The organism is Janthinobacterium sp. PC23-8, assembly GCF_002250505.1.
Lineage (GTDB): Bacteria > Pseudomonadota > Gammaproteobacteria > Burkholderiales > Burkholderiaceae_D > Janthinobacterium.
On record NZ_NJGY01000001.1, the window covers coordinates 934,758 to 957,409 of the forward strand.

At 66.1% G+C, this 22,652-nt stretch carries 18 protein-coding genes; 10 read left to right on the forward strand and 8 right to left on the reverse strand.

Annotated elements, in window-relative coordinates:
• Positions 1-7: 7 nt before the first annotated feature.
• The 3 genes from CD932_RS04035 to CD932_RS04045 form a co-directional block, all read right to left on the reverse strand.
• Complete coding sequence (locus CD932_RS04035) at positions 8-1,537, reverse strand: Do family serine endopeptidase (protein ID WP_094441499.1); 1,530 nt, start codon at positions 1,535-1,537, stop codon at positions 8-10.
• Positions 1,538-1,775: 238 nt separating this feature from the next.
• The gene (locus CD932_RS04040) at positions 1,776-2,249 is read right to left on the reverse strand and encodes an Hsp20 family protein (protein ID WP_094441500.1); all 474 of its coding nucleotides are present in this window, start codon (positions 2,247-2,249) and stop codon (positions 1,776-1,778) included.
• Positions 2,250-2,388: 139 nt separating this feature from the next.
• A complete protein-coding gene (locus CD932_RS04045) occupies positions 2,389-2,622 on the reverse strand; it encodes a helix-turn-helix transcriptional regulator (protein WP_094441501.1) in 234 nt (77 codons plus the stop codon).
• Between the two features lie 144 nt (positions 2,623-2,766).
• Here CD932_RS04045 and CD932_RS04050 point away from each other — a divergent pair, with 144 nt between their 5' ends.
• From CD932_RS04050 to CD932_RS28040, 8 genes are all read left to right on the forward strand, one after another.
• Entirely contained in the window at positions 2,767-3,378 is a 612-nt protein-coding gene (locus tag CD932_RS04050; protein ID WP_094441502.1) for an RNA polymerase sigma factor, read from the forward strand.
• Complete coding sequence (locus CD932_RS04055) at positions 3,375-3,884, forward strand: hypothetical protein (protein ID WP_094441503.1); 510 nt, start codon at positions 3,375-3,377, stop codon at positions 3,882-3,884. The genes CD932_RS04050 and CD932_RS04055 overlap by 4 nt, the downstream gene beginning before the upstream one ends.
• Entirely contained in the window at positions 3,881-5,530 is a 1,650-nt protein-coding gene (locus CD932_RS04060) for a caspase family protein (protein ID WP_094441504.1), read from the forward strand. Before CD932_RS04055 ends, CD932_RS04060 begins: the two co-directional genes overlap by 4 nt.
• A complete protein-coding gene (locus CD932_RS04065; protein ID WP_094441505.1) occupies positions 5,527-8,736 on the forward strand; it encodes a CHAT domain-containing protein in 3,210 nt (1,069 codons plus the stop codon). The genes CD932_RS04060 and CD932_RS04065 overlap by 4 nt, the downstream gene beginning before the upstream one ends.
• Positions 8,737-8,757: 21 nt before the next feature.
• Positions 8,758-10,629, forward strand: a complete 1,872-nt coding sequence (locus tag CD932_RS04070) for a M61 family metallopeptidase (protein ID WP_094441506.1) — start codon at positions 8,758-8,760, stop codon at positions 10,627-10,629.
• 67 nt (positions 10,630-10,696) lie between these two features.
• Positions 10,697-11,329, forward strand: coding sequence for a glutathione S-transferase family protein (locus tag CD932_RS04075; protein WP_094441507.1), 633 nt, complete (start codon positions 10,697-10,699; stop codon positions 11,327-11,329).
• A gap of 22 nt (positions 11,330-11,351) precedes the next feature.
• Positions 11,352-11,702, forward strand: a complete 351-nt coding sequence (locus CD932_RS04080; protein ID WP_094443447.1) for a hypothetical protein — start codon at positions 11,352-11,354, stop codon at positions 11,700-11,702.
• A gap of 72 nt (positions 11,703-11,774) precedes the next feature.
• Positions 11,775-12,035, forward strand: coding sequence for a hypothetical protein (locus CD932_RS28040; RefSeq protein ID WP_141213177.1), 261 nt, complete (start codon positions 11,775-11,777; stop codon positions 12,033-12,035).
• Here CD932_RS28040 and CD932_RS04085 read toward each other — a convergent pair whose 3' ends face one another.
• From CD932_RS04085 to imuA, 3 genes are all read right to left on the reverse strand, one after another.
• On the reverse strand, positions 12,036-12,800 hold the full coding sequence (locus CD932_RS04085; RefSeq protein WP_094441508.1) for a S9 family peptidase: 765 nt from the start codon (positions 12,798-12,800) through the stop codon (positions 12,036-12,038). It lies immediately after the preceding gene.
• Between the two features lie 176 nt (positions 12,801-12,976).
• Positions 12,977-14,473, reverse strand: coding sequence for a DNA polymerase Y family protein (locus tag CD932_RS04090; RefSeq protein ID WP_094441509.1), 1,497 nt, complete (start codon positions 14,471-14,473; stop codon positions 12,977-12,979).
• Positions 14,403-15,113, reverse strand: coding sequence for a translesion DNA synthesis-associated protein ImuA (imuA, locus tag CD932_RS04095; protein ID WP_094441510.1), 711 nt, complete (start codon positions 15,111-15,113; stop codon positions 14,403-14,405). The genes CD932_RS04090 and imuA overlap by 71 nt, the downstream gene beginning before the upstream one ends.
• A gap of 208 nt (positions 15,114-15,321) precedes the next feature.
• Here imuA and CD932_RS04100 point away from each other — a divergent pair, with 208 nt between their 5' ends.
• A complete protein-coding gene (locus CD932_RS04100) occupies positions 15,322-16,587 on the forward strand; it encodes a putative Na+/H+ antiporter (RefSeq protein ID WP_094443448.1) in 1,266 nt (421 codons plus the stop codon).
• 10 nt (positions 16,588-16,597) lie between these two features.
• On the opposite strand, the gene CD932_RS04105 is transcribed toward CD932_RS04100, so the two are convergent.
• Positions 16,598-17,743 (reverse strand): PHB depolymerase family esterase, encoded by a 1,146-nt coding sequence (locus CD932_RS04105; RefSeq protein WP_094441511.1) that lies wholly within the window; start codon positions 17,741-17,743, stop codon positions 16,598-16,600.
• A gap of 181 nt (positions 17,744-17,924) precedes the next feature.
• Here CD932_RS04105 and CD932_RS04110 point away from each other — a divergent pair, with 181 nt between their 5' ends.
• Complete coding sequence (locus CD932_RS04110; RefSeq protein ID WP_094441512.1) at positions 17,925-18,536, forward strand: PRC-barrel domain-containing protein; 612 nt, start codon at positions 17,925-17,927, stop codon at positions 18,534-18,536.
• A gap of 15 nt (positions 18,537-18,551) precedes the next feature.
• Here CD932_RS04110 and hrpA read toward each other — a convergent pair whose 3' ends face one another.
• A complete protein-coding gene (hrpA, locus tag CD932_RS04115) occupies positions 18,552-22,622 on the reverse strand; it encodes an ATP-dependent RNA helicase HrpA (RefSeq protein ID WP_094441513.1) in 4,071 nt (1,356 codons plus the stop codon).
• Between the last annotated feature and the right edge of the window lie 30 nt (positions 22,623-22,652).

Consider the following 22,652-nt stretch of genomic DNA (forward strand, 5'->3'; position numbering starts at 1 on the left):
GATGTATTTAGCCCAGGCGCACGGGAATAAAGATCTTGTCCGGTCCGCGCTGTATCAGCAAGGCGACCGACTTGGCCGACTTGTCGACCACGTCGCGTACCTGCTCGACGGTGTTGACGGGACGGCCGTTGACCGACAATAACACGTCGCCCGGCTGCACCCCGGCATTGGCCGCCGCGCCGCCGGCGTCTTCCACCAGCAGGCCGGCGCTGATGCCCGCTTCGCGCTTTTCATCCGATTGTAACGGACGCAGGGCCAGGCCCAGCTTCACCTTGCCGGCAGCGCCATGCTCGGGCGCCGCCTCGGCCACCTTGTCGGCGGCATTGCCCAGGGTGGCGGTGAGCGTCACGATCTTGCCGTCGCGCCAGACATCCATGCTGACCTTGTCACCCGGCAGCGCGATGCCCACCATGGCCGGCAAGTCGCCCGAGGCGATGATGCGCTGGCCGTTCATCTTGCGGATCACGTCGCCCGATTTCAGGCCCGCCTTGTCGGCCGGACTGCCCCGTTCGACGTTGGCCACCAGCGCGCCTTCGGGCGTGGCCAGCTTGAAGGAGTCGGCAAAGCCCTGGTTCACTTCCTGCACCGTCACGCCCAGCTTGGCGTGACTGGCCTTGCCGGTGGCAACGATCTGGTCCTTGATGCGGCCGGCCAGGTCGATCGGAATCGCGAACGACAGGCCCTGGAAGCCACCCGTCTGGCTATAGATCTGCGAATTGATGCCGACCACTTCGCCACGCGTATTGAACAGCGGGCCACCCGAGTTGCCGGGGTTGACCGCCACATCGGTCTGGATGAACGGCACGTTGCTGTCGTCGGGCAGCGAGCGGCCCTTGGCGCTGACCACGCCGGCCGTCACCGTGCTGTCAAAGCCGTACGGCGAGCCGATGGCCAGCACCCATTCGCCCACCTTCAGGTCGTTCGAGTGGCCCAGCGGCACTACCGGCAGGTTGCTGGCGTCGATTTTCAGCACCGCGATATCGGTCTTCGGATCGGAACCGAGCACCTTGGCGCGGAACTCGCGGCGGTCGTTGAGCTTGACGGTCACCTCGCGCGCATCGCGCACCACGTGGGCGTTGGTCATGATGATGCCGTCCGGGCTGACGATAAAGCCGGAACCGAGGCCGTGCGTGGGCACATCGCGCCCGCCGCGCTGCCCGCCTTGCGGCCCCTGGAAGCGGCGGAAGAACTCCAGGAAGGGATCGTTGCCGAAATCGTCGGCGCCAGCCTGGCCGGACGTATCGAGCGCCACCTTGGTGCTGCCGGTGACGCTGATATTGACGACGGCCGGGCTGTTGCGCGCGGCGATCTGGCTAAAGTCGGGCAACGATACCAGCGGACCGGGCGCCGCCGTGGCAGCGGCCGGCGCCACGGCGGCCACCACCGGGGCGGCGGCCGGCGCGCCATTGGCGCCCGCATTATTCTGATGCACCACCATCGCGCCGCCCGCGCCGAGCACGCCGATGGCGGCCAGGGCGGCGACGGTGCGTTTGATCTTCAGCGATGCGCTGGTCGTTTTATGTTCTGCATGTTCCATGGATTGCTCCTCATTTAATGAGACTTTGATGCATGCAATAGTGGGCCACCAGACTTAGGCGCTGCTTAACATTTTTCCATTAAGAAACATGTATTGCGTCCTGTCTCAACCCTTTAAGCATCATCTAATGCAGTCTTTCAAGGGGGCCGGACGTGACACTGGCCGGATCAACCGGCCAGTATTTTACTGCATCAGAAGGATGGGGAATCCTTCCGCCATTTCAGGCCAGGCTGAAGGCTCAAGCCGCCTGGCGCTGTTCCAGCGAGGCGAGCTGGTGGTCCACCACGTCGCCGCCGCCGGTGCCGATCTCGATCTTGCGCGGTTTCAGCGCTTCCGGCACTTCACGCACCAGCTCGATGGTCAGCATGCCGTTTTCAAACGTGGCGCCGGTGACCTTCACATGGTTGGCCAACTGGAAGCGCTGTTCGAAATCGCGGGCGGCGATACCGCGGTGCAGGAAGGTGCGCTCGACGCCATCTTTCTGCTTGCGGCCCGTGACATGCAGCGAGTCGCGTTCGGTGATGATGTCGATCTCGGCGCGCGAGAAGCCGGCCAGCGCCATCACGATGCGGTACTTGTCTTCCGACACCAGTTCGATGTTGTACGGTGGATAGCTCGGCGGCGCATCGGCGCGCTGTTCGTTGAGCAATTGGGCCAGGCGGTCGAAGCCGATGGCGGAACGATACAGGGGAGCAAGGTCAAATGTACGCATGATAAATATCCTTTTGAAGTTAAGCGATAAGAGGAGCGGACCTCACGATGAGCATCCGCTTGCTATCCAATCTAAGGACGATCAAGCCCCCTTCAAGGCCTTGAAAAACACGATTTTTGCCCCAGTGGCGAAAATATTTTTATTGCTCGTCCAGCAAGGCGCAGGACAGCGCCGTACGGTTGCTGACACCGAGCTTCTGGTAAATCATGTGCAGCTGGTTGCGCACGGTGGCCGGTGATTTGTCCAGGCTGCGGGCGATAATTTTATATGGCGCGCCGCGCATGGCCAGTGCCGCCACCAGCCGCTCGGCAGGTGTCAGGCGCTGCATCGCACCGCCGTGCTGTAAAGTATTGCCGTGTTGTCTCATGGTCATGCATCCCGGGTGGCGGGGCCGCGCGCTTGCGGCCCTTCACCGTCTTGTTCGTCGCCCGCCGCGATCCGGTTCAATCTTTTTGCAAACAATTTTAATATTGCCCCAATGCTATAATCGGCTGGCCCTGTCGCCACCCCTCCCCCCATGAGTGCATTGCCCGTCAATCCCGCCGAACTGCTCGCTGCCATGGCTGCGGGCGACCAGCGCGCGCTCGATGCTTTGTTCCGCGCCTGGTCGCCGCGCGTGCGCGTGTTTGCGCGGCTGCGGCTGGCCGGCTGCGGCCTCGATGCGCACGCCATCGCCGACGAAATCACGGTCGACGTGTTCCACGACGTATGGCGCGCGCCGATGCGCTACGACGGCCGGGTCGCCTTCGGCACCTGGCTGCTGACCCTGGCGCGCAACAAGGCCATTGACCAGATCCGCCGCCACGGCAAGCGCCAGAGGCGCGAAGAGTCGATCGACCTCGACGGCTACGACCAGGCGCAGCTCGATGAACACGAACACGACCCGGGGCCGCAGGCCAGGCAGGAAGGCGCGCAGCGGCGCCACGCCATCCTCGACTGCCTGCGGCGCCTGCGCAACCCGATGCAGCGCGAAAGCCTGACGCTGTGGGCCATCGATGAGCTGTCGGTGGCCGATATCGCCCAGGTACAGCAGGCGCCGCAAGGCACCATCAAGACGCGGCTGTTCCATGGCCGCCTCCATCTGCGCCAGTGCATGGAACGCTGGTTTGTCCAGGAAGGCCCGGCATGACTGACCCCATCGACCCCGAAGACCAGCGCCTGCGCGCCATGCTGCGCGCAGCGCTCGACGCGGAAGCGGCCACGATGGCACCCGACACGGGCCTGGCGCAATTGCACCAGCGGCTGCGCCCGACAAGCTGGTGGCGGCGCCTGCGCTGGCCCACTTTGCCAACCTTTCCATCATTGGCGCCTTGGGCGATCACGGCGCTGGCCAGCGTCTGCATCGCGCAGGCCTGGCTGCTGTGGCGGCCGCACGATGCCGCTGGCGACCAGCTGCAGTGGCGCAGCCTGCCCGGCGTGCAAACCCAGGGCGCGGCGACCTTGCGCGCGCGCTTTGCGCCCGGCGCCACCGTCGAACAAGTGAGCGCCGCCTTGACGCAGGCCGGCGCCACCATCGTCGCCGGCCCGCTGGCCGACGGCGGCTATCTGCTCGACGCGGCCGACCCGCCAGCGGCGCTGCGCAGCCTGCAATCGAGCGGCGCCATCGTCGCCACCATCGAACTGCGCCATCCATGAAGCGCCGGCTGTGCTGGCTGTTACTGCATTGCCTGGCAAGCGGCGCGGCGCTGGCCGGCGAGCGCCATGCGCTGCTGATCGGCGTGGGCGAACTGCCCGCCCTGCCGCGCGCAGCCTGGCTGGCCGGCCCCGCCAGCGACGTGGCCGCCATGGGCGCCGCGCTGCGCCAGCAAGGCTTTGGCGAACGGCATATCGCCAGCCTGGCCGATGGCGCCGCCTTTGATGGACTGCCCACGCGCGCGGCCATCCTGGCGCGCCTGGCGCAGCTGGAAAAGACCCTGGGCAAGGATGACGTGTTGCTGCTGTACTGGTCAGGCCACAGCGTGCTGGCGCCCGCTTATCCCGGCGCTTTTAGCACCAGTCAAGGCACGCGCCTGCTCACGCGCGACAGCCGCCTCGGCCCGTCCGGACGGCTGGACGGCGGCATCGGCAGCGCCGAACTGGGGCGCGCCATCGATGCGCTGTCGGCGCGCCAGGTACAGGTGGTGGCCGTGTTCGACACCTGCCACGCGGCGGCCGGCACGCGCAGCGATGACGGTCTGATCTGGCGCGGCCTGTCGGCCAGCGAGATCGGCTGGCGCCAGGGCGCCGGCAAGGATCAGGGATCTGTATCGGGATCGCAACCGGCGCGGGCGCGTCCCCGCTTTGTCGGCTTCTTTGCCGCCGAAGCGCAGCAGCGTACGCCCGAGGCGCGCGGCGTCCCGCTCCCCGGCCAGTCGGCGGGATTATTTACGCGGGCCGTGATCGCCGGCCTGCAGGCGCAGCCCATCACCTACGCCGCCTGGGCCGGCAACGCCAGCGCGCAATACCGCGCGGCGCTGCAAGCGTATCAACTGCCGCGCTCCGCCTGGCCCTCGCCCGTGTATGCAGGCAAGCTCGATGCGGCGCTATGGCGCGCGGACGACGCCGCACACATCGCCCCCCTGTGGCCGGTGCAACGCGACGCACAGGGCTGGAAGCTGCCCCATGGTCTGCTCGACGGCGTGCGCGGCGGCGACATGTTCGACGCGGGCGGCGCGCGCTGGCGCGCCAGCGAGGTGGGCTGGAACGGCGCGCGGCTGGTGCTGGCGGCCGACAGCCAGCAAACCCTGCCTGACACGAACTGGGCGCGCCGCACGCCGGCGCCAGGCACGCCGGACGGGCGTATCGCCTCGCTGCTGGCGCTGCCGCCATCAACCGGCGCCGCGCTGCTCGACGCGCGCATCGAACTGACGCTGCCGGGCCAGGCGCCGCGCCAGTTGCCCCTGGCCGATGGCGACCTGGGCACGCTGCCGGCCGGCACGCGCATCCGCATCAGCGTGGAAAACCGTGGCGCGGCATCGGTCGACCTGGGCCTGGCGCATTTGCCGCAGCACGGCGCCGCCACCCGCATCTACCCGGCGCTGGCGGGCGACAGCAACCGCATGCCGCCGGCCATCGGCAACGGCATCAGCCGTTTTGAACGCAGCTTTGTCGTCAGCGGCCCGGCCTATGGCGTGGAGTGGCTGGCGCTGGTGGCCGCACCCGCCGCCAATGGCGCGCCAGCGCGCCGCTTTGCCATCCTCGACGCCCTGCCGGCCACCACGCGCGGTGGCGCAAGCCCGGCGCCAGCGGACACACCCGAGCAGGCGCAGCTGGCGCGCCTGTCGTGGAAGTCGGTGCCATGAAGCGCTGGCTGCTGATGCTGCTGCTGGCCGGCCCCATGACCGCGATGGCGGCCGATAGCTGCCAGGCCACCATCGCGCCGTGGCTGGAAAAAGGCAATGAGGCCAGTGCGGCCGAGCAGCCGGCCGTAGCGCTGCCGCTGTTCCAGCAAGCCCTGGCGGCATGCCGGCAGGCCGGCGACCAGGCGGGCGTGGCCAGCAGCTTGCTGGGCCTGGGCCAGAGCCTGCAACTGCTGCACCGCTATGCCGACAGCGAACAGGCGCTGCTCGAAGGCTGGGCCATCCGCCAGCGGATCGGTGATGGCGATGGCGACCCGGGCCGCGAGAACATGTATTACCCGAGCGAGTTGATGTATCTGTACCGCCAGTGGAGCCACTTCGAGCTGGCCTGGCAATGGGGCGATATTGCGCTGGCCGCCAAGGCGCGCCTGATCGGCAAGGACACCGTGTCGTATGGCACCAGCCTGTCGAACCTGTCCGGCGTGGCGCTGCAGACCAGGGAGTACGCGCGCGGCCTGCCATATGCGCGGCAGGCGATGGAGACCTGGGAGCGCACCTCGGGCAAGAACAGCACCGACCACGCCTGGGGCATGCGCGACGTCGGCGTGCTGCTGCTGCGCATGGGCCGCATGCAGGAAGCATACGGCTATCTGGAACTGGCCTACCGGATACGCCTGGGCGCCTTCGGCGAAGACGCCACCGAGACGCAAACCAGCGTCAACGACCTGGCCAACTGGCACACCCTGGCCGGCAACGACCGCCAGGCGCTATCGTTCGCCCAGCGCGCGCTGGCCAGCGCCGTGCGCAAGGCGGGACCTGAGTCGATGCAGGCCAGCGTGGCCCTGGGCCGCCTGGCAGGCATCCATTTGCGTCTGGGCGAAAGCGGCAAGGCGCTGCAGGAAGCCGAAGACGGCCTGCGCATCCGCCGCGCCCTGTACGGCGAGCGCCACGCCCATACCGTCAACGCCTGGCAGGATGTAGCGCAAGCGGCGCTGGCCGACAACCAGTTGGGGCGCGCCGAGGTGGCGGCCGGCGAGGCGCTGCGCCACTGCCGCAGCGTGCAGGGCGACACGGCCCCGGCTTGCGCCTTGCACCAGCTCACGCAGGGCGGCGCATTGCTGGCGCTGGGCCAGTACCAGGCGGCGCTGGACGCGGCGCAGGCGGCGGCCAGGCTGGCCATGTCGGGCGAGCAGATGCTCCCCGGCGACGAGGCCGAAGCGCTGCTGCTGGCGGCGCAGGCGCAGATCGCGCTGGGCCGGCAAGCAGAAGCCGTCGCCGCCCTGGCCACGCTCGAAGCACGCCTGGCGCAAACGCCGCCCGCGTCAAAAGAGCTGCTGGACACGGTGCGCCAGGCGCATCTGCTGGCGCGTGCGGAAGTCGGCAATGCAGCTGCGCTTCCTGCGCTGGCGCAGCACGCATCGAACCTGGCGCAGCAGCTGGCCGAGACGCGCGGCCCGTCCCACCCCGCTTACGCGCAGGCGCTGCTCGACGCGGCCAGCTTGCAGGCGCGCGCGGGCCAATTGGCCACGGCGCGCGGGCAGGCGGCGCGCGCGCTGGCCATCGCGCTGGCCAATGACAGCACACTGCTCGAAGCGCGCGCCGCCTTGCAACTGGGCGCGCTGGAAGAAGATGGGGCCGCGATTTTCCTCGGCAAGCAGGCCGTCAATGCGCTGCAAACGGCGCGCGTGGCGACCAGCGGGCTGCCGGTGGCGCTGCGCCTGGGCTTTGTGCGGCAAAAGCGCGCCGCCTACGGCCAGCTGGCCGACCGCCTGCTCGACCAGCGCCGCCTGCCCGAGGCCGAAACCGTGCTGGCCATGGTGCGCGAAGACGAGTTTCACAGCCTGGTCAGGAGCGGCCCGGATCCGCGCACCACGCGCCTCGACTACACGGGCGTGGAAGCGGCCTGGCAGCGCCAGTTCGCCGCCAGCGGCGCGGCCCTGCGCGCCGGCAGCGCCGCGCTGGCCGTGGCACGCGAACAGCAGGCGCAAAACGCAGCGCAGGCCGATGCGGCGCTGGCGGCGGCGCAAGCGTCGATGGCCAGCCTGGTCGACGATGCTGCCACGGCGCTGCTGGCGCTGCCGTCCACACCGAAGGCCACCACCGTACGCGACGCCCGCGCCGCCAGCATGCCGGCGGCGCCGTTAAAGCGCGGCACCTTGCACCTGACTTACCTGGTGACGGGCCAGCGCCTTCGCATCGTGGCGCGCCGTGCCGGCCGCGCCGGCACCCATGTTTATAACGTCGCCATCGACGAGCGCGCGCTGGCGCAGCAGATCGCCCGCCTGCGCCGCAGCGCACAGGACCCGGACCAGGATGCCAGGGCCGAGGCGCAGGCGCTGTATGCGCTGTTGATCGCGCCGGCGCGGGCCGATCTTGCCGGCGCCACGTCGCTGTCGCTGTCGCTGGGCGGCGTGCTGCGCTACCTGCCGTTTGCCATGCTGCATGACGGACGCCGCTGGCTGGTCGAACGGCTGCCCGTGTCGCTGCAGGCCGGCAGCGGCACGATGGAACAGGCGCCGGCGCGCGCGCCGTCGATGGCGCTGTTTGGCCAGACCGGCGCCAGCGGCGAGCTGCCCGCACTGCCCTTCGTGCGGCGCGAACTGCAAGCCGTCGACACCATCGAACGGGCCGCGCGCATCCCCAGCCGCGTCTACCTCGATGACGATTTCACCGCAGAAGCGCTGCGCCAGGCGCTGCCGGCCAACAGCGGCGTGCATATCGCCAGCCACTTCGTGCTGCGCTCGGGCGCCGGCCAGGATTCGTATCTGCTGCTGGGCGACGGCCAGAAACTGAGCCTGGCCGAATTGGGTAGCAGCCGCTACCGCTTCGACGGCCTGGACCTGCTGACCCTGTCGGCCTGCGAGACGGCAGTACCGGCCGGCACCGACGACACCGGCCGCGAACTCGAAGGCCTGGCCTGGCTGGCGCGCCAGCGCGGCGCGCACAATGTGCTGGCCAGCCTGTGGCGCGTGTCGGACCAGTCGACCGCCACCCTGATGCGCGATTTTTATGCGGCCCGCAGGCAAGGCAAAAGCAAGCCGCAAGCCTTGCGCCAGGCGCAGCTGCACCAGTTGCGGGCAGGCCGGCAAGCTGCCGCGAACCGGGCCGGGCGCGGTCTTGCACCGCTCGACACGACATCGCCGGCCACCACGGGCCAGTCGCGCAGCCATCCTTTCTACTGGGCCGGTTTTATCCTGCTCGGTTCCTGACACTTTTTTTATTGCTGATCCATGCCCCTCTCTCGCCGCCCCCTGCTTGCCCTGCTGTTCGCCGCCGCCTGCCATGCGCAGGCCGCCGAACACATCGTATTGAACGTTGACGCCAGCAATGTCGCACAGCAGATTTTCCAGGTCCATGCGTCGATTCCCGCCGTCCCCGGCGAGCTGACCCTGCTGTACCCGCAATGGATACCGGGCAACCACGGCCCCAGCGGCCCGCTGAACCAATTGGCCGGCCTGCGCCTGTCGGCCAATGGCCAGAGCCTGGAATGGCGGCGCGACCCCGTCAACATGTTCGCCTTTCACGTCACCGTGCCGGCTGGCGCCGCCACCGTGGAAGCGCGCTACCAGTTCCTCTCGCCGGTCGAAGCGAACCAGGGCCGCATCACCATGACGCGCGAGATGCTGGGCGTGCAGTGGCAGGCCATGACCCTGTATCCGGCCGGGCGCCCCACGCGCGAAATCGCCGTGCAAGCCAATTTGACGCTGCCGGCCGGCTGGCAGTTCGGCAGCGCGCTGGACGTGCAAAGCCAGGCGGCCACGCCAGCGGGCCAGCAGGTGGCGTTCAAGCCGCTGGACCTGGAAACCCTGGTCGACTCGCCCCTGTTCGCCGGCCGCCATTTCAAGCGCATCGACCTCGACCCGGGCGCCCGATTTCCCGTGCACCTGAACCTGGTGGCCGACAGCGCCGACAGCCTGGAGGCGACGCCGGAACAGATCGCGCCGCACCGCGCGCTGATGCAGCAAGCGTATAAATTGTTCGGCTCGCGCCATTACAAGCATTACGATTTCCTGCTGGCGCAAAGCGATGAATTCGGCGGCATCGGCCGCGAGCACCAGCAGTCGAGCGAGAACGGCGTCAAGCCCGGCTACTTCAGCGACTGGGACAAGAGCGCGCCGGTGCGCGTGCTGCTGCCGCACGAGCTGACGCATTCCTGGAACGGCAAGTTCCGCCGCCCGGCCGGCCAGGACACGCCGGACTTCAACACGCCGCTGCAAAACAGCCTGTTGTGGGTGTATGAGGGGCAGACGCAGTACTGGGGCAATGTGCTGGCAGCCCGTTCCGGCCTGGTCGACCCGGTGCATATGCGCGAGCTGTTCGCCGCCACCGCCGCGCGCTACGACGTGGAGCCGGGGCGCAGCTGGCGCACCATGGGCGACACCACCAACGATCCCATCATCAATGGCCGCCGCCCGCAGGGCTGGAGCAGCTGGCAGCGCGATGAAGATTATTATATGGAAGGGGCATTGATCTGGCTCGACGTCGACACATTGATCCGCGAACTGTCGCGCGAGCGCCGTTCGCTCGACGATTTCGCGCGCCTCTTCTTTGGCGTCAACGACGGCAGCACCACGGCGCTGACCTACACGTTTGACGATGTGGTGGCGGCGCTGAACGCGGTACAGCCCCACGACTGGGCCACCTTTTTGCACCGCCGCGTCGATGGGCACGGCCCCGGCGCGCCACTCGACGGCCTGGTGCGCGCCGGCTGGAAACTGGTCTACCGCGATACCCCCACGGCCTTTCTGAAGGCCGATGAAGAGCGCGGCAAAAGCACCGACCTGACCTATTCGCTGGGCATGGTGATCGACAAGGACGGCAAACTGGGCCGGCTGCTGTGGGACGGTCCCGCCTTCAAGGCCGGCCTGTCGGGCAACACGACCTTGCTGGCAGTCAATGGCACGGCCTACACGCCCACGCTGCTGAAAGCCGCCATCACCACCGCCAAGAACGGTAGCGAACCGATCAACCTGCTGGTCAGGAAGGGCAAGCAGTTCCTGACCGTGGCGCTCGACTATCACGGCGGCCTGAAGTATCCGCAACTCGAACGCATCGCCGGCACGCCGGACCGCCTGAGCGCGATCTTGCAGCCGTTAAAATAAAGCTATCGCGCGCTGGCCCGCGCGGTGCCGTTTTAAGATGGCACAGCACATTGACCAAGGAGAAATCATGATCACGCTCTACACCTGGACCACGCCCAACGGCCGCAAGCCCACCATCCTGCTCGAGGAATTGAGCATTCCCTATCGTATCGAGGCGGTCAATATAGGCGAAGGCCAGCAGTTCACGCCGGAATTCCTGGCCATTTCGCCCAACAACAAGATCCCCGCCATCGTCGACGAAGACGCCGAAGGCGGCGCGCTGCCGCTGTTTGAAAGCGCCGCCATCCTGATTTACCTGGCGGAAAAACACCAGCGTTTCCTGGCGCCCTCGGGGCCTGCCCGCTACAAGGCCCTGGAATGGCTGAGCTGGCAAATCGGCGGCCTTGGCCCCATGCTGGGCCAACTGGGCTATTTCGAGCGGGCCGAGGAAAAATCGGAACAGGCGCTAAAACGTTACCGCGAAGAAGCAGAAAGATTGCTCAACGTCATGGAAAAGCAGTTGTCCGCCGCGCCCTACCTGGCCGGCAGCGAGTACACGATTGCCGATATCGCCGCCTACCCGTGGGTGCGCGCCGCCGAGGAACGCCTCAAGGGTGCGCTGGGCGCGCAGATCGAAACGAGTCCGGCGCTGCAGCGCTGGCTGACCCTGGTGGGCGAGCGCCCAGCCGTGCAGCGCGGCATGGCGCTGCCCAAAGTCTGATTGATTGGTGTATGCTGACACCATGAACAATGACACCGACATCCAGCTCAGCGGCCCTTTCAAGGCCACCGACGGCTCCGGCCGTGCCCACGACATCAAGGCCATCCGCATCTTCGACGAAGGCTACGGCATTATCGACGTGTATGTCGATTTTTCCGCCCCGCTCGAAGCGGGCGCTTACAAGGACAAGACCCTGGTCGGCCATATCCTGGCGCGCCTGCGCAGCCTCGGCTACGTCGGCCCCGACTTCGGCCATGGCGACCTGGGCCTGCAAGACAAGAAACTGATCGTACTCGAAGCACCGGAAGAGTTTTCCGCCTTTGCCACCAGCAAGGGCTGGAAAGATTTATCGGCAGAATTCGACGACGAGTAAACCCGCTTCTTTCTCAAATACGCCGCACCCGCTTTTTGCCGGTGCGGCGTTTTCATGTAATCGCGAAAAACCATGTTCCGAGCTTCCCTTATCGCCGTCACTGCACTGCCTGCCGCAGTCATCGTCTTTTATGCCGGCGTTTTTTCGACTTCGTTCAATAGCAATATGTGCTACTCATCGGCAATGCACGAACTACAGCGGCGCGCACAAGCCGTTGCGGCATCGAAAGACCCGGCAGCCATGGAAAAATATGCGAAGCTGATGCAGGCACTTCCTCTGCATGGATATGAAACCAGTTGCGATGAAATCAAAGCCATGCTGGCGAGAAATTAATCAGGACGCCTGCAGATAGCGCGCACTCCAGGCCGCGATCACGTTGGCAACATAGGCCGCATCGTCGCGCCCGGTCAGCAAGTGGTCGGCGTCGTCGAGCGAGACAAAGCTTTTCGGATGTTTCGCGGCCGTAAAAATCTCCATCGCGTTCGACAGGCTGACGGTGGTGTCGTTCGGCGCATGCATGACCAGCAAGGCGCGGCGCAGGCCGGCGATGCATTCCTTCAGGCTGTGGCTGCCCGCATCGTCGACGAATTGCTGGCGGATGCGAAACGGCCGCCCTTCCAGTTGCACCAGCGCTTCGCCATCGGCGGCGATCTGGTCCAGGTGCGCGCTGAACATGCGCGTCACATAGGCGGGCGTGCTGGGTGCCGCCAACGTCACCACGGCAGCGGCTTTCGGCACCTGCGCGGCGGCGGCCAGCACGGCCGCGCCGCCGAGGCTGTGACCGATCAGCAATTGGGGAGCGGCATGCCTGGTGCGCAGAAAATCGGCGGCGGCGACCAGGTCATCGACGTTCGACGAAAAATTGGTGGCGGCAAATTCGCCTTCGCTGGCGCCCAGCCCCGTGAAATCAAAGCGCAGCACGGCGATGCCGTGTTCGGTCAGCCCCTGCGCGATGCGGCGCGCGGCCAGCACATCCTTGCCGCAGGTAAAGCAGTGAGCAAACAGCGCGTGGGCGCGGATCGCGCCATCGGGCGCATCGAGCCGCGCCGCCAGCAGATGGCCATGCGCGCCGGGAAAGTTTTGCCGGGTGGATTTCATAGGTACTTGTCAAAAACTGCCGGACATGCCGGGCGATGGGGCATTGTAGCGCCGCTGGGGCGGGGATGTTTTGGAGGAGGCGGGGAGCTGGCACTTTTTTAACCCAACAGCAAGGACTGGGGTCGGATCCGAGGGGTCCGACCCCGGATTTTCCGACGTTGGGGGTGATATAAACTTCAACTGAACAGCCCATGCAGATACCACCTCGGCGCCTCTTGCGCATTGTTGGCAATGCGTTCACGATAAACCCAGTAGTGGGCATGATCGAGGCCTTCGGCAATAAAGTAGTCGCGCGCCTGTGACTGGCCCCACCAGCCGGCCTCGATGCGTTCGGCCACCGACACCATCTTCAAAGGCGAGCCGTAGAACGGCCGGTGTTCGCGCATCAGCAGGGCGATCGGCTGGGCCAGCAGCCAGCCGGGGCGGGGCATGCCGGGCAGGCCCGGCGGCAAGTCGGGCACGGCGCTTTTCGAGGGGGCTTTGGCCGGCAGCGGCAGCCAGCGATTGGCCGCTTCGGGCCGGTAATCGGCTTGCGGCATGGCTTGCAGCACATTGTCCGCGCCCAGGCGCGCCACCAGCAATTCCATCAGGTGCTGGCGTTCCTGGGGCGTGCCGCCCGGTTCGGGAAACAGGCTGTCGCTGGGCGGCGCCATCGCCTGCACCTGCGGCGCGGACAAGGTCAGGCCGATCACCGGTGCGTCCAGCGTCACTTGCGCCAGGCGCTCGCGCAGCAAGCGCACCAGGTGTTCATCGCGCCAGACGGCCTCGCCCAGCGCCAGCGCCAGCACGGTCGGAGGCTTCGCTACCCTGCCCCTTTCATGGATCAGCAGCAATTCTATGCGGGCTACGGCCAGCTGATGCGCGCACAGCCAGCCCGTCATTTGCTGCAGCAGGCGGCGCGCGCCGAACAGCAGCGCGTCGGCCTGCTCGACCCGGTCGAACAATTCCAGCGAGGCGCAAAAGCCGGGCGGCGCTTGTAGCCACACGAACAGTTCAGTGCCGTGGCCGTGCGCGTCGTCAAGCATGTCGAGCAGGGGCCGTCCGCAGCGGCGCTGCAGGCCCGGCCGTGGCAATCGGCGCAACTGCCCCAGTGTCATGCAGCCGATGCCTTCGAACCAGTCGAGATATGCGCGCGCCGGCGGCAGCAGCGCGCAGGGCAAGCGGTCCAGCTGGCGCACCAGGCTGGCCATGCCCAGCACCCGCCCCGATGTTGCGCCCGCCTTTGCAAGCCCTTGCGCCAGCAGCCAGGCGCCGCGCGCCGTCGGCGCGCACGACAGCACGGTCGTGTAGCCGAGCGCGCGCAAGCTCGCCTCGATTTGCCGGCACAGCGCGCGCACGCCGCCGAACAGGCGCAGGCTGGCGCCGGCGTCGACCAGCAGGGTCGCTTCTTCGGCGCTGGCCACCTGGGGCGAGTATTGCAACAGCGCCAGCGCCACTTCCTGCAAGGCCTGTGCTTCCCGTTCCGGCGAGCGTTCATGCACGCGCGCCTGCGGCGCCAGCATCAGGGCGCCGGCGCGGCGCATGCCCGGCTTGATGCCGGCCGCGCGCGCCAGTGGCGACAGGGCGATGACTTGTTCGTGCTCAAGCACGACGCACAAGGTGTCAGCCGACCAGTTCGGCAAGAACACGTCGAGCGGGAGCCGGGGCAGGCAAAGGCCGATCCAGAGGCGCATGGCGCTGCAGTAAAGAAGGAGGTTGCAAGGGCAGGAACAGCGGCGCATCGCGCTGCGGTCCCCGGCGTTTGATAAAGCCGATATCGATGCCGCCGGCGGCCGGCCGCACCGACAGGCGCAGCGGCGCCGGCGAGGCGTCTTGCGCGCCATGCAGCGGGCGCAGCATGAAAAACAGGGTATGGCCGCCCTGCGCCGCCAGGTGCAGCCGGCGCAGGCTGTCGGCGCGTACCTGGCTTTGCCAGAACAAGAGCGCGCCGCAACTGCTGCTACGCAAAATGTTCTCCGCCGCCCACAAGGCGTCCTTGCTGCTGGCGCTGCGCAGCCACAGCAGTTGCGACGGATGCAGGCCTTGCGCGGCCAGCGCCAGCGCCTGCGGCGGATGGGGCGGCTGCAGCAGCACGATGGGCAAGCCCTGCAGTTGCGCCAGTGCCGGCGCCAGCAGCCGCAATTCGCCGCTGCCGGCCTGCTGCACCAGCAGGTCGACCAGGCTGCCCGTGGGCCAGCCGCCGCCCGGCAGTTGCATGGACAAGGCGGCAAAGCCCGTGTCGACGCAGCGCGCCGCGCCCTGCCCCAGCTGCGAGGCGCGCCACAAGGAAGGATGCAAGGCTTCCGGCGAGGCCATCAGTTCGGAATGTTGCATGAAAGTACCCAAGGAAAATACTGTATGAATATACAGTACTATTCGCCGGCCATTTTGGCAAGGATTATCTGTCTGTCCATCCCTGGGCAGGCTGCCGGGGACACGGGAAAACGCGGTGATCGGGTACGATTGCTGTACCATAAGCGCTCTCCTTACCGTCCGGCATGGCTTCCACACGGACGGCTTCACATTCATGAAGGAACTGCATTTGACCACCATACAACTGATCAGCGCCGTCATCTTCGGCCTTGCCCTCGTCCACACTTTTGCCGCCAAGACGTTTGACCTGCTGGCCGACCGCCATCCGCGCCACGCGGGACTGTTCCATCTGCTGGGCGAGGTGGAAGTGGTGTTCGGCTTCTGGGCGTTTATCCTGATCATCACCATGGCCTTCATTTCCGGCAGCGCTGCCGCGATTACCTATGCCGAATCGCGCCATTACACGGAACCGCTGTTCGTCTTTGTCGTCATGGTGGTAGCCGCCTCGCGCCCCGTGCTCGACGCCGTGCAGCGCCTGTTGAAAGGCGTGGCGCGCGCCGTGCCGCTGCGCACCGAGCTGGCGCTGGCCTGGCTGGGTCTGGCGCTGGTGCCGCTGACCGGTTCCCTGATTACCGAGCCGGCCGCCATGACCCTGGCGGCACTGATGCTGGCGCCGCAAATCTTTCGCCCCGGCATACCCGAATGGCTGAAATATGGCGCGCTGGGCGTGCTGTTCGTCAACGTTTCCGTCGGCGGCACGCTGACCTCGTATGCGGCGCCACCGGTGCTGATGGTGGCGACCACCTGGAACTGGGACAGCGCCTTCATGGCCAGCCATTTTGGCTGGAAAGCGGCGATTGCCGTGTTGATCAACGCGACCGGCGCCTGTTTGCTGCTACGGAAGTATTTGCATAGCAACACCTCCGACCTCAAGCCGAAACCGGGCGACGTCGAGCTTCCTGAAGTACCGCTGGCCATCAGCCTGGTCCACCTGGCCGTGCTGGCCGGCGTGGTGGCACTGGCCCATCATCCGGTCTTGTTCCTGGGACTGTTTTTATTCTTCCTCGGCTTCGTGCAGGCGTATGAGCGTTACCAGAACCCTTTGATCCTGAAGGAAGGCTTGCTGGTCGGCTTTTTCCTGGCGGGCCTGGTGGTGCTGGGCGGCATGCAGCAATGGTGGTTGCAACCTATCGTCTCAAGCCTGGAACCGCTGTCTCTGTTCTTCGGCGCGCTGGGCCTGACGGCCATTACCGACAATGCCGCCCTCACCTACCTCGGTTCGCTGATCGTCGGCATCAGCGCGGAAGCGAAATACATGCTGATGGCGGGCGCGGTGGCGGGCGGCGGCCTGACCGTGATCGCCAACGCGCCGAACCCGGCCGGCGTGGCCCTGCTGCGGCGCGGCTTCGACAGTGAATCGATCGGCGCGCTGGGCCTCCTGGCCGGCGCCCTGCCGCCCACCATGGTGGCGGCGCTGGCCTTCCTGCTGCTGTAATCGAAGTACCTCAGTATCGCCGCTGGTGGCGCGCAAAAAAGTCCAGCAGCATCTTGCTGGCGTCCGGCCCCGCCTTGGCATTGAACGGCAGGCTGGCGTCGCCACCGCTCCAGGCGTGCTCCAGCCGCTCGATCTGCGCCACGCGCAGCAGCAACTCGCCTGCCACCTGATAATCATGCACGGCATAGCCATGCGCGGGATTGCGGCTGCCCGCCGCGCCGGGCGGCCAGCGCTGCGCCGTCACCACGGTGGTGGCCGGCATGCGGTTGAGGCGGATGCTCTGGCGCACCAGCTGGGTCTGGTTAACGGGACGCACCACATGGTCTTGCTGCCCCTGGATCAGCATGGTCGGCAGGTGTGGAAACAGGGGCTGGCGCGCCAGCACTTCGTCGATGGCGCTGTCGACCCGGCCCACCGCGCCATGCTGCATCACCTGCATGGCGCCGATCAGGCTGTGGCCGGCGCCGAATACGGGACCGGAATGCAGGCCCACGGCGGCAAACAGCTGCGGGTGGTTCAGCGCCACGATATGGGCCATGCCGGCGCCGGCGGAAATGCCGCCTATATAGATGCGCGTGCGGTCAATCGGATAACGCGCGGCCACCTGTGCGATGGCGCCGACGATCAGGCTCACATCACCGCCGCCGTCCTGGGTCAGCTTGTCATACCATTTCCAGCAGCGCCGCGCATGCGAGCGCAGCGATTGCTGCGGATACAGCACGGCATAGCCCTTGCGCTCGGCCAGGCGATTCATGCGCGTGCCTTCGGCAAACTGGGTGGCGCTCTGCTCGCAGCCGTGCAGCATCACCAGCAGCGGCCGGCCCCGGGTGCGCATGGCGGCATTCGGTTCCTTGTCGGGCAGATACAGATAGTAGGGCAGGCGCCGGCCCGGCAACTGCCCCCGTTCCACCAGCGGCGCATAATGTGCGGCCAGCCACTTGCCCGGCGCGGGCGCGGCCTTCTTGCGCACGCGCGGCGGCGCCAGCGGTGCGCCAGCAGTCGGCGCAGTCTTGGGAACGGCCTTGCGGCGTGGCTTCGAAGCGGGCTTGGCCGCAGGTGGCCCGAACAGCACCTTGGCCAGCCTGGTGGTCGTGCGCTGCTGCACTTTGCCGGCGCGCAGCAAGCCGCGCAGCCAGGTCGTGGCGGGTTTAACCATGATTGCACAGCCTCGTGATGGGGACAGCATAGAGTACCGCACTTGCTGCATGACACCGTACGATTCTGAGCTTTTAAAAGTTCCCCTGACACAATTGAGGCAACTCAAACGCCTGCGGGGCGCCATGCTTAATCTGGATGCTCACTGCGTACTTCCATCCACTTTCAATGGAGAAAACACCATGAGCTATCTGGACCGCGATATGCTGGGCATGTACCGCAACGACACCGGCCCCGGGCCGGCACTGATGGGGGCCGACACCCTGATCGGCGACGATGTCTGCAACCACAGCGACGAACAACTCGGTGAGATCAAGGAAATCATGCTCGACATGCGCAGCGGCCAGATCGCCTATGCCGTGTTGTCCTTCGGCGGCATGCTGGGCCTGGGCGAAAAGCTGTTTGCCGTGCCCTGGGAAAAGCTGACCCTGGACGCCGTCAACAAGCGCTTCCTGCTCGACGTGGACAAGAATCAACTGAAAAACGCCCCCGGCTTCGACAAGGACAACTGGCCCGACATGGCCAGCGACGCCTGGAACGACCAGATGAACCAGTTCTACGGCACCACCTCGCGCTATGGCATGGGCGGCATGAGCAGCACGGGCAGCGCGGTCGGTGGGCGCATGTCCTCCGGCAGCGACCTGCGCGGCGGCGCCAGCCTGCAATCGGACACCGGCGGCAGCATGAGCGGCTCGTCGATGAGCGGCAGCCGGGCCGGGACCGGTAGTTTGCAAGACGACCTGGGCTCGCGCTCGTCGCTCAGCGATGACGACGAGATGAACCGGCGCAGTTGATCAAGCCGCAGAGGTCTATCGCTGCATCGACTCCCATACTTTTTGCAGGCGTTTCGCCGACACCGGCATTGGCGTGCGCAACTCCTGCGCAAACAGGGACACGCGCAACTCTTCGAGCATCCAGCGGAAATCGACCAGTTTCGGGTCGGTATTCTTGCCGGCCTGGCGGTCTTTTGCCTGGCGCAAGTACGGTGCGGCAGCGGACTGCCATTCGGCCATGAGCCTGGTGTCGCGGGCTGGGTCGGCGCGCAGCTTTTCCAGGCGCACGTTGATCGCCTTCAGGTAACGGGGGAAGTGCGACAGCTGCGTGTACTCGTTTTCCGTCAGGAAGCGTTTATGCACGAGGCCTTGCAACTGTGCCTGGATATCGGCTGCCGCCGGCGCCGCAATATTTTGCAGGCGCTTGGGCAAGCCGTGGAATTCCGTCAGCACTTGCGACAGCAGGCGGGCGATTTCATTGACCAAGAGGACCAGGCGCGACTTGCCTTCCGCCTGGCGTTTGGAAAACGAAGCGGCGTCCAGCGGCAGCGGGTCTTGCAGGCAGGCGATGTCGATCGCCTTGTTGATGATTTGCTCGCGCAATTCTTCCTGCGAGCCCAGGGCCATGAACTGCATGCCCATCTGCTGCAGGCCAGGAATGCTTTTCTCGACGAACTTGATCTGCTCCTTCATCTGCAAGGCAAACAGGCGGCGCAGGCCGATGCGGTGCGTGCGCGCCGCCACCGTCGGGTCGTCGAACACTTCGAGATCGCAATGCGTACCCTTGTCGACCAGCGCCGGAAAGCCGATCAGGGTCAGCTTGCCCTGCACGATTTCGAGCAACTCCGGCAATTCACCAAAGGTCCAGCCCGTCAGGCCCATATGCTGGGCGACGGTATTGCCCGATGCGGCAGGCTTGGCCGCATTCCTGGCCGGCGCCGCCGACGCCTGCGACTGCAAGCGCGCGGCAACCTGGCTGCCGGCCACTTTCGCACCCGGCGTACCGGTACCCGGCATGCCGGCAGCGGAGACGCCCGACACCTCGGCCAGCTTTTGAAAACTCTGGCGCGCCTGGCCGCCGAATTCGGCTTGCAAGGTGGCCAGGTTGCGGCCCATGTCCAGTTGCCGGCCATGCTCGTCGATCACCTTGAAATTCATGAAGTGATGGGCAGGCAGGGTTTCCGGCTTGAAGTCGGTGGTCAAGACATTGATGGTGATCTGCGTGCGGATATCAAGGATAATCGCGTCGACCAGGTCGCCGCGTCCGAACACGCCCGCCTCGTGCACGCGCTCGCAGAATTTGGCCGCATAATCGGGCAGCGGCACGCAGTGGCGGCGCAGCTTTTGCGGCAACGATTTTAATAGCAGATGGACTTTTTCCTTCAGCATGCCCGGCACCAGCCATTCGCAGCGCTCGCGCGGCAACTGGTTCAAGGCATACAGCGGCACCGACAAGGTCACGCCATCGCGCACGCTGCCCGGCTCGAAGTGGTACGTCAGCCCCATTTCCAGGCCCGTCACCGACATGATTTTGGGGAACAGGTCGGTGGTCACGCCGGCCGCCTCGTGGCGCATCAGCTCTTCGCGGTTCAGGTACAGCAGCCTGGGGTTCTCGCGCGTGGCGTCCTTGTGCCATTTTTCGAAGCCGGCGCCATTGCACACGTCCGCCGGCAGCAGCTGGTCGTAGAAGGCCGCGATCAGTTCATCGTCAACCAGCACGTCCAGGCGCCGCGATTTGTGTTCGAGGTTTTCGATGTCCTTGATCAGTTTAAGGTTGTGCGCAAAGAACGGCGCGCGCGTGTCGAAGTCGCCGCCCACCAGCGCGTCGCGGATAAAGATCTCGCGCGCTTCCGGCAAATTGAAATTGCCGTAGTTGATGCGGCGCTGGCTGTACACCACCAGGCCGTAAAGAGTCGCGCGTTCCGATGCGGTGACCTGCGCCGAACGTTTTTCCCAGCGCGGCTCGCCCCACGATTTTTTCAGCAGATGCTCGCCGACTTTTTCCAGCCACTCGGGCTGGATCTGCGCCACGCAGCGCGCGTACAGGCGCGTGGTGTCGACCAGTTCGGCCGCCATGATCCACTTGCCCGGCTTTTTCAGCAGCGAAGAACCGGGCCAGATATGGAACTTGATGCCGCGCGCACCCAGATACCCCGCGCCCGGCTCGTCCTCGCCCTTGAAGCCGATATTGCCCAGCAAACCGGTCAGCAGCGCCATGTGCAAGTTGTCATACGTGGCCGGCGCTTCGTTCAGGCGCCAGCCCTGTTCCTTGACGATGGTGAGCAATTGCGAATGCACGTCGCGCCATTCGCGCAAGCGCATCTGCGACAGGAAGTTGGTGCGGCAATTGTCCTGCAACTGGCGGTTGGTTTTCTTGTGCTCGATGGCGGACTCGAACCAGCGCCAGATCTTCAGGTAGCTCAAGAACTCCGATTTTTCATCGGCAAATTTCTTGTGCGCTTCATCGGCCGCCTGCTGGTGTTCCATCGGCCGGTCGCGCGGGTCCTGCACCGATAGCGCCGAGGCGACGATCAGCACTTCGTTCAGGCAGGCGTTGTCCAGCGCGGCCAAAATCATGCGGCCCACGCGCGGGTCCAGCGGCAGCTTGGCCAGCTTGTTGCCCAGCGGCGTAAGCCGGTTGACGTCATCGACGGCGCCCAGTTCCTGCAGCAGCTGGTAGCCGTCGGCGATCGCGCGCGCCAGCGGCGGCTCGATGAACGGGAAAGTCTCCACGTCCGTCAGGTGCAGGGACTTCATGCGCAAAATGACGGCCGCCAGCGAGGATCGCAATATTTCCGGCTCGGTGAATTTCGGGCGCAGCAAATAATCCTGCTCTTCATACAGGCGGATGCAGACGCCGTCGGCGACGCGGCCGCAACGCCCGGCGCGCTGGTTGGCGGCCGACTGCGCGATCGGTTCGACCTGCAGCTGCTCCACTTTATTGCGGTAGCTGTAGCGCTTGACGCGCGCCAGGCCCGCGTCGACCACGTAGCGGATGCCGGGCACGGTCAGCGAGGTTTCCGCCACGTTGGTGGCAAGCACGATGCGGCGCGCATTGCTGGTCCTGAACACGCGCTCCTGTTCTTCGGCCGACAGGCGGGCGAACAGCGGCAGGATCTCCACGTGCGGCGGATGGTGCTTGCGCAGCGCTTCGGCGCAGTCGCGGATCTCGCGCTCGCCCGGCAGGAATACCAGCACGTCGCCCGAGCCGATGCGGCACAGTTCTTCCACGCCATCGACCACGGCGTCCATCAGGTCGCGTTTTTCGCGCGCAGCGGCGGTGCGCTGGCCAGGCTTGTCGGCGTTGGCGCCCGCACCGGGCATGGCCACCTGTTCGCGCTCGACCGGACGATAGCGCACTTCCACCTGGTACAGGCGGCCCGACACTTCGATCACGGGCGCCGGTTTGTCAAGCGTGCCGAAGTGGCGCGCAAAGCGCTCGGCGTCGATGGTGGCCGAGGTGATGATGATTTTCAGGTCGGGCCGGCGCGGCAGCAGCTGCTTCAGATACCCGAGCAGGAAATCGATGTTCAGGCTGCGTTCGTGCGCCTCATCGATGATGATGGTGTCGTAGTTTTTCAGCAGCGGATCGGTCTGTGTCTCGGCCAGCAAGATACCGTCCGTCATCAGCTTGACCGATGCGCCTTTTGTCAGCGTATCGGCAAAGCGGACTTTAAAACCCACCGTGACGCCCAGCGGCGTGCCCAGTTCCTGCGCGATGCGCTTGGCCGTCGACGAGGCGGCGATACGGCGCGGCTGGGTGTGGCCGATCATGCCCTTCTGGCCGCGTCCCAGTTCCAGGCAGATCTTCGGCAACTGGGTGGTCTTGCCCGAACCCGTTTCGCCCGACACGATGATGACCTGGTTTTCCTGCAGCGCTTTGGCGATTTCGGCGCGCCGGCCCGAGACCGGCAAGTCTTCCGGATAGGTGATCGGCGGCAGCGGATTGCGGAACGCTTGTTCCGCTTCGCGCGCGGCGCGGGCGGCCTCGCGCGCTTCGCGGCTTGGCGGCGCTTGCCGGCTACCGGGCGCACGCTGGCGAGCCTCCGGATTGGGCACATTCGCAACAGTGGAAGGAGGGGAAGACTTATTGCTGGCTGAAGACATTGTTTTTTACAGGTATTTTAAGCGCGCACA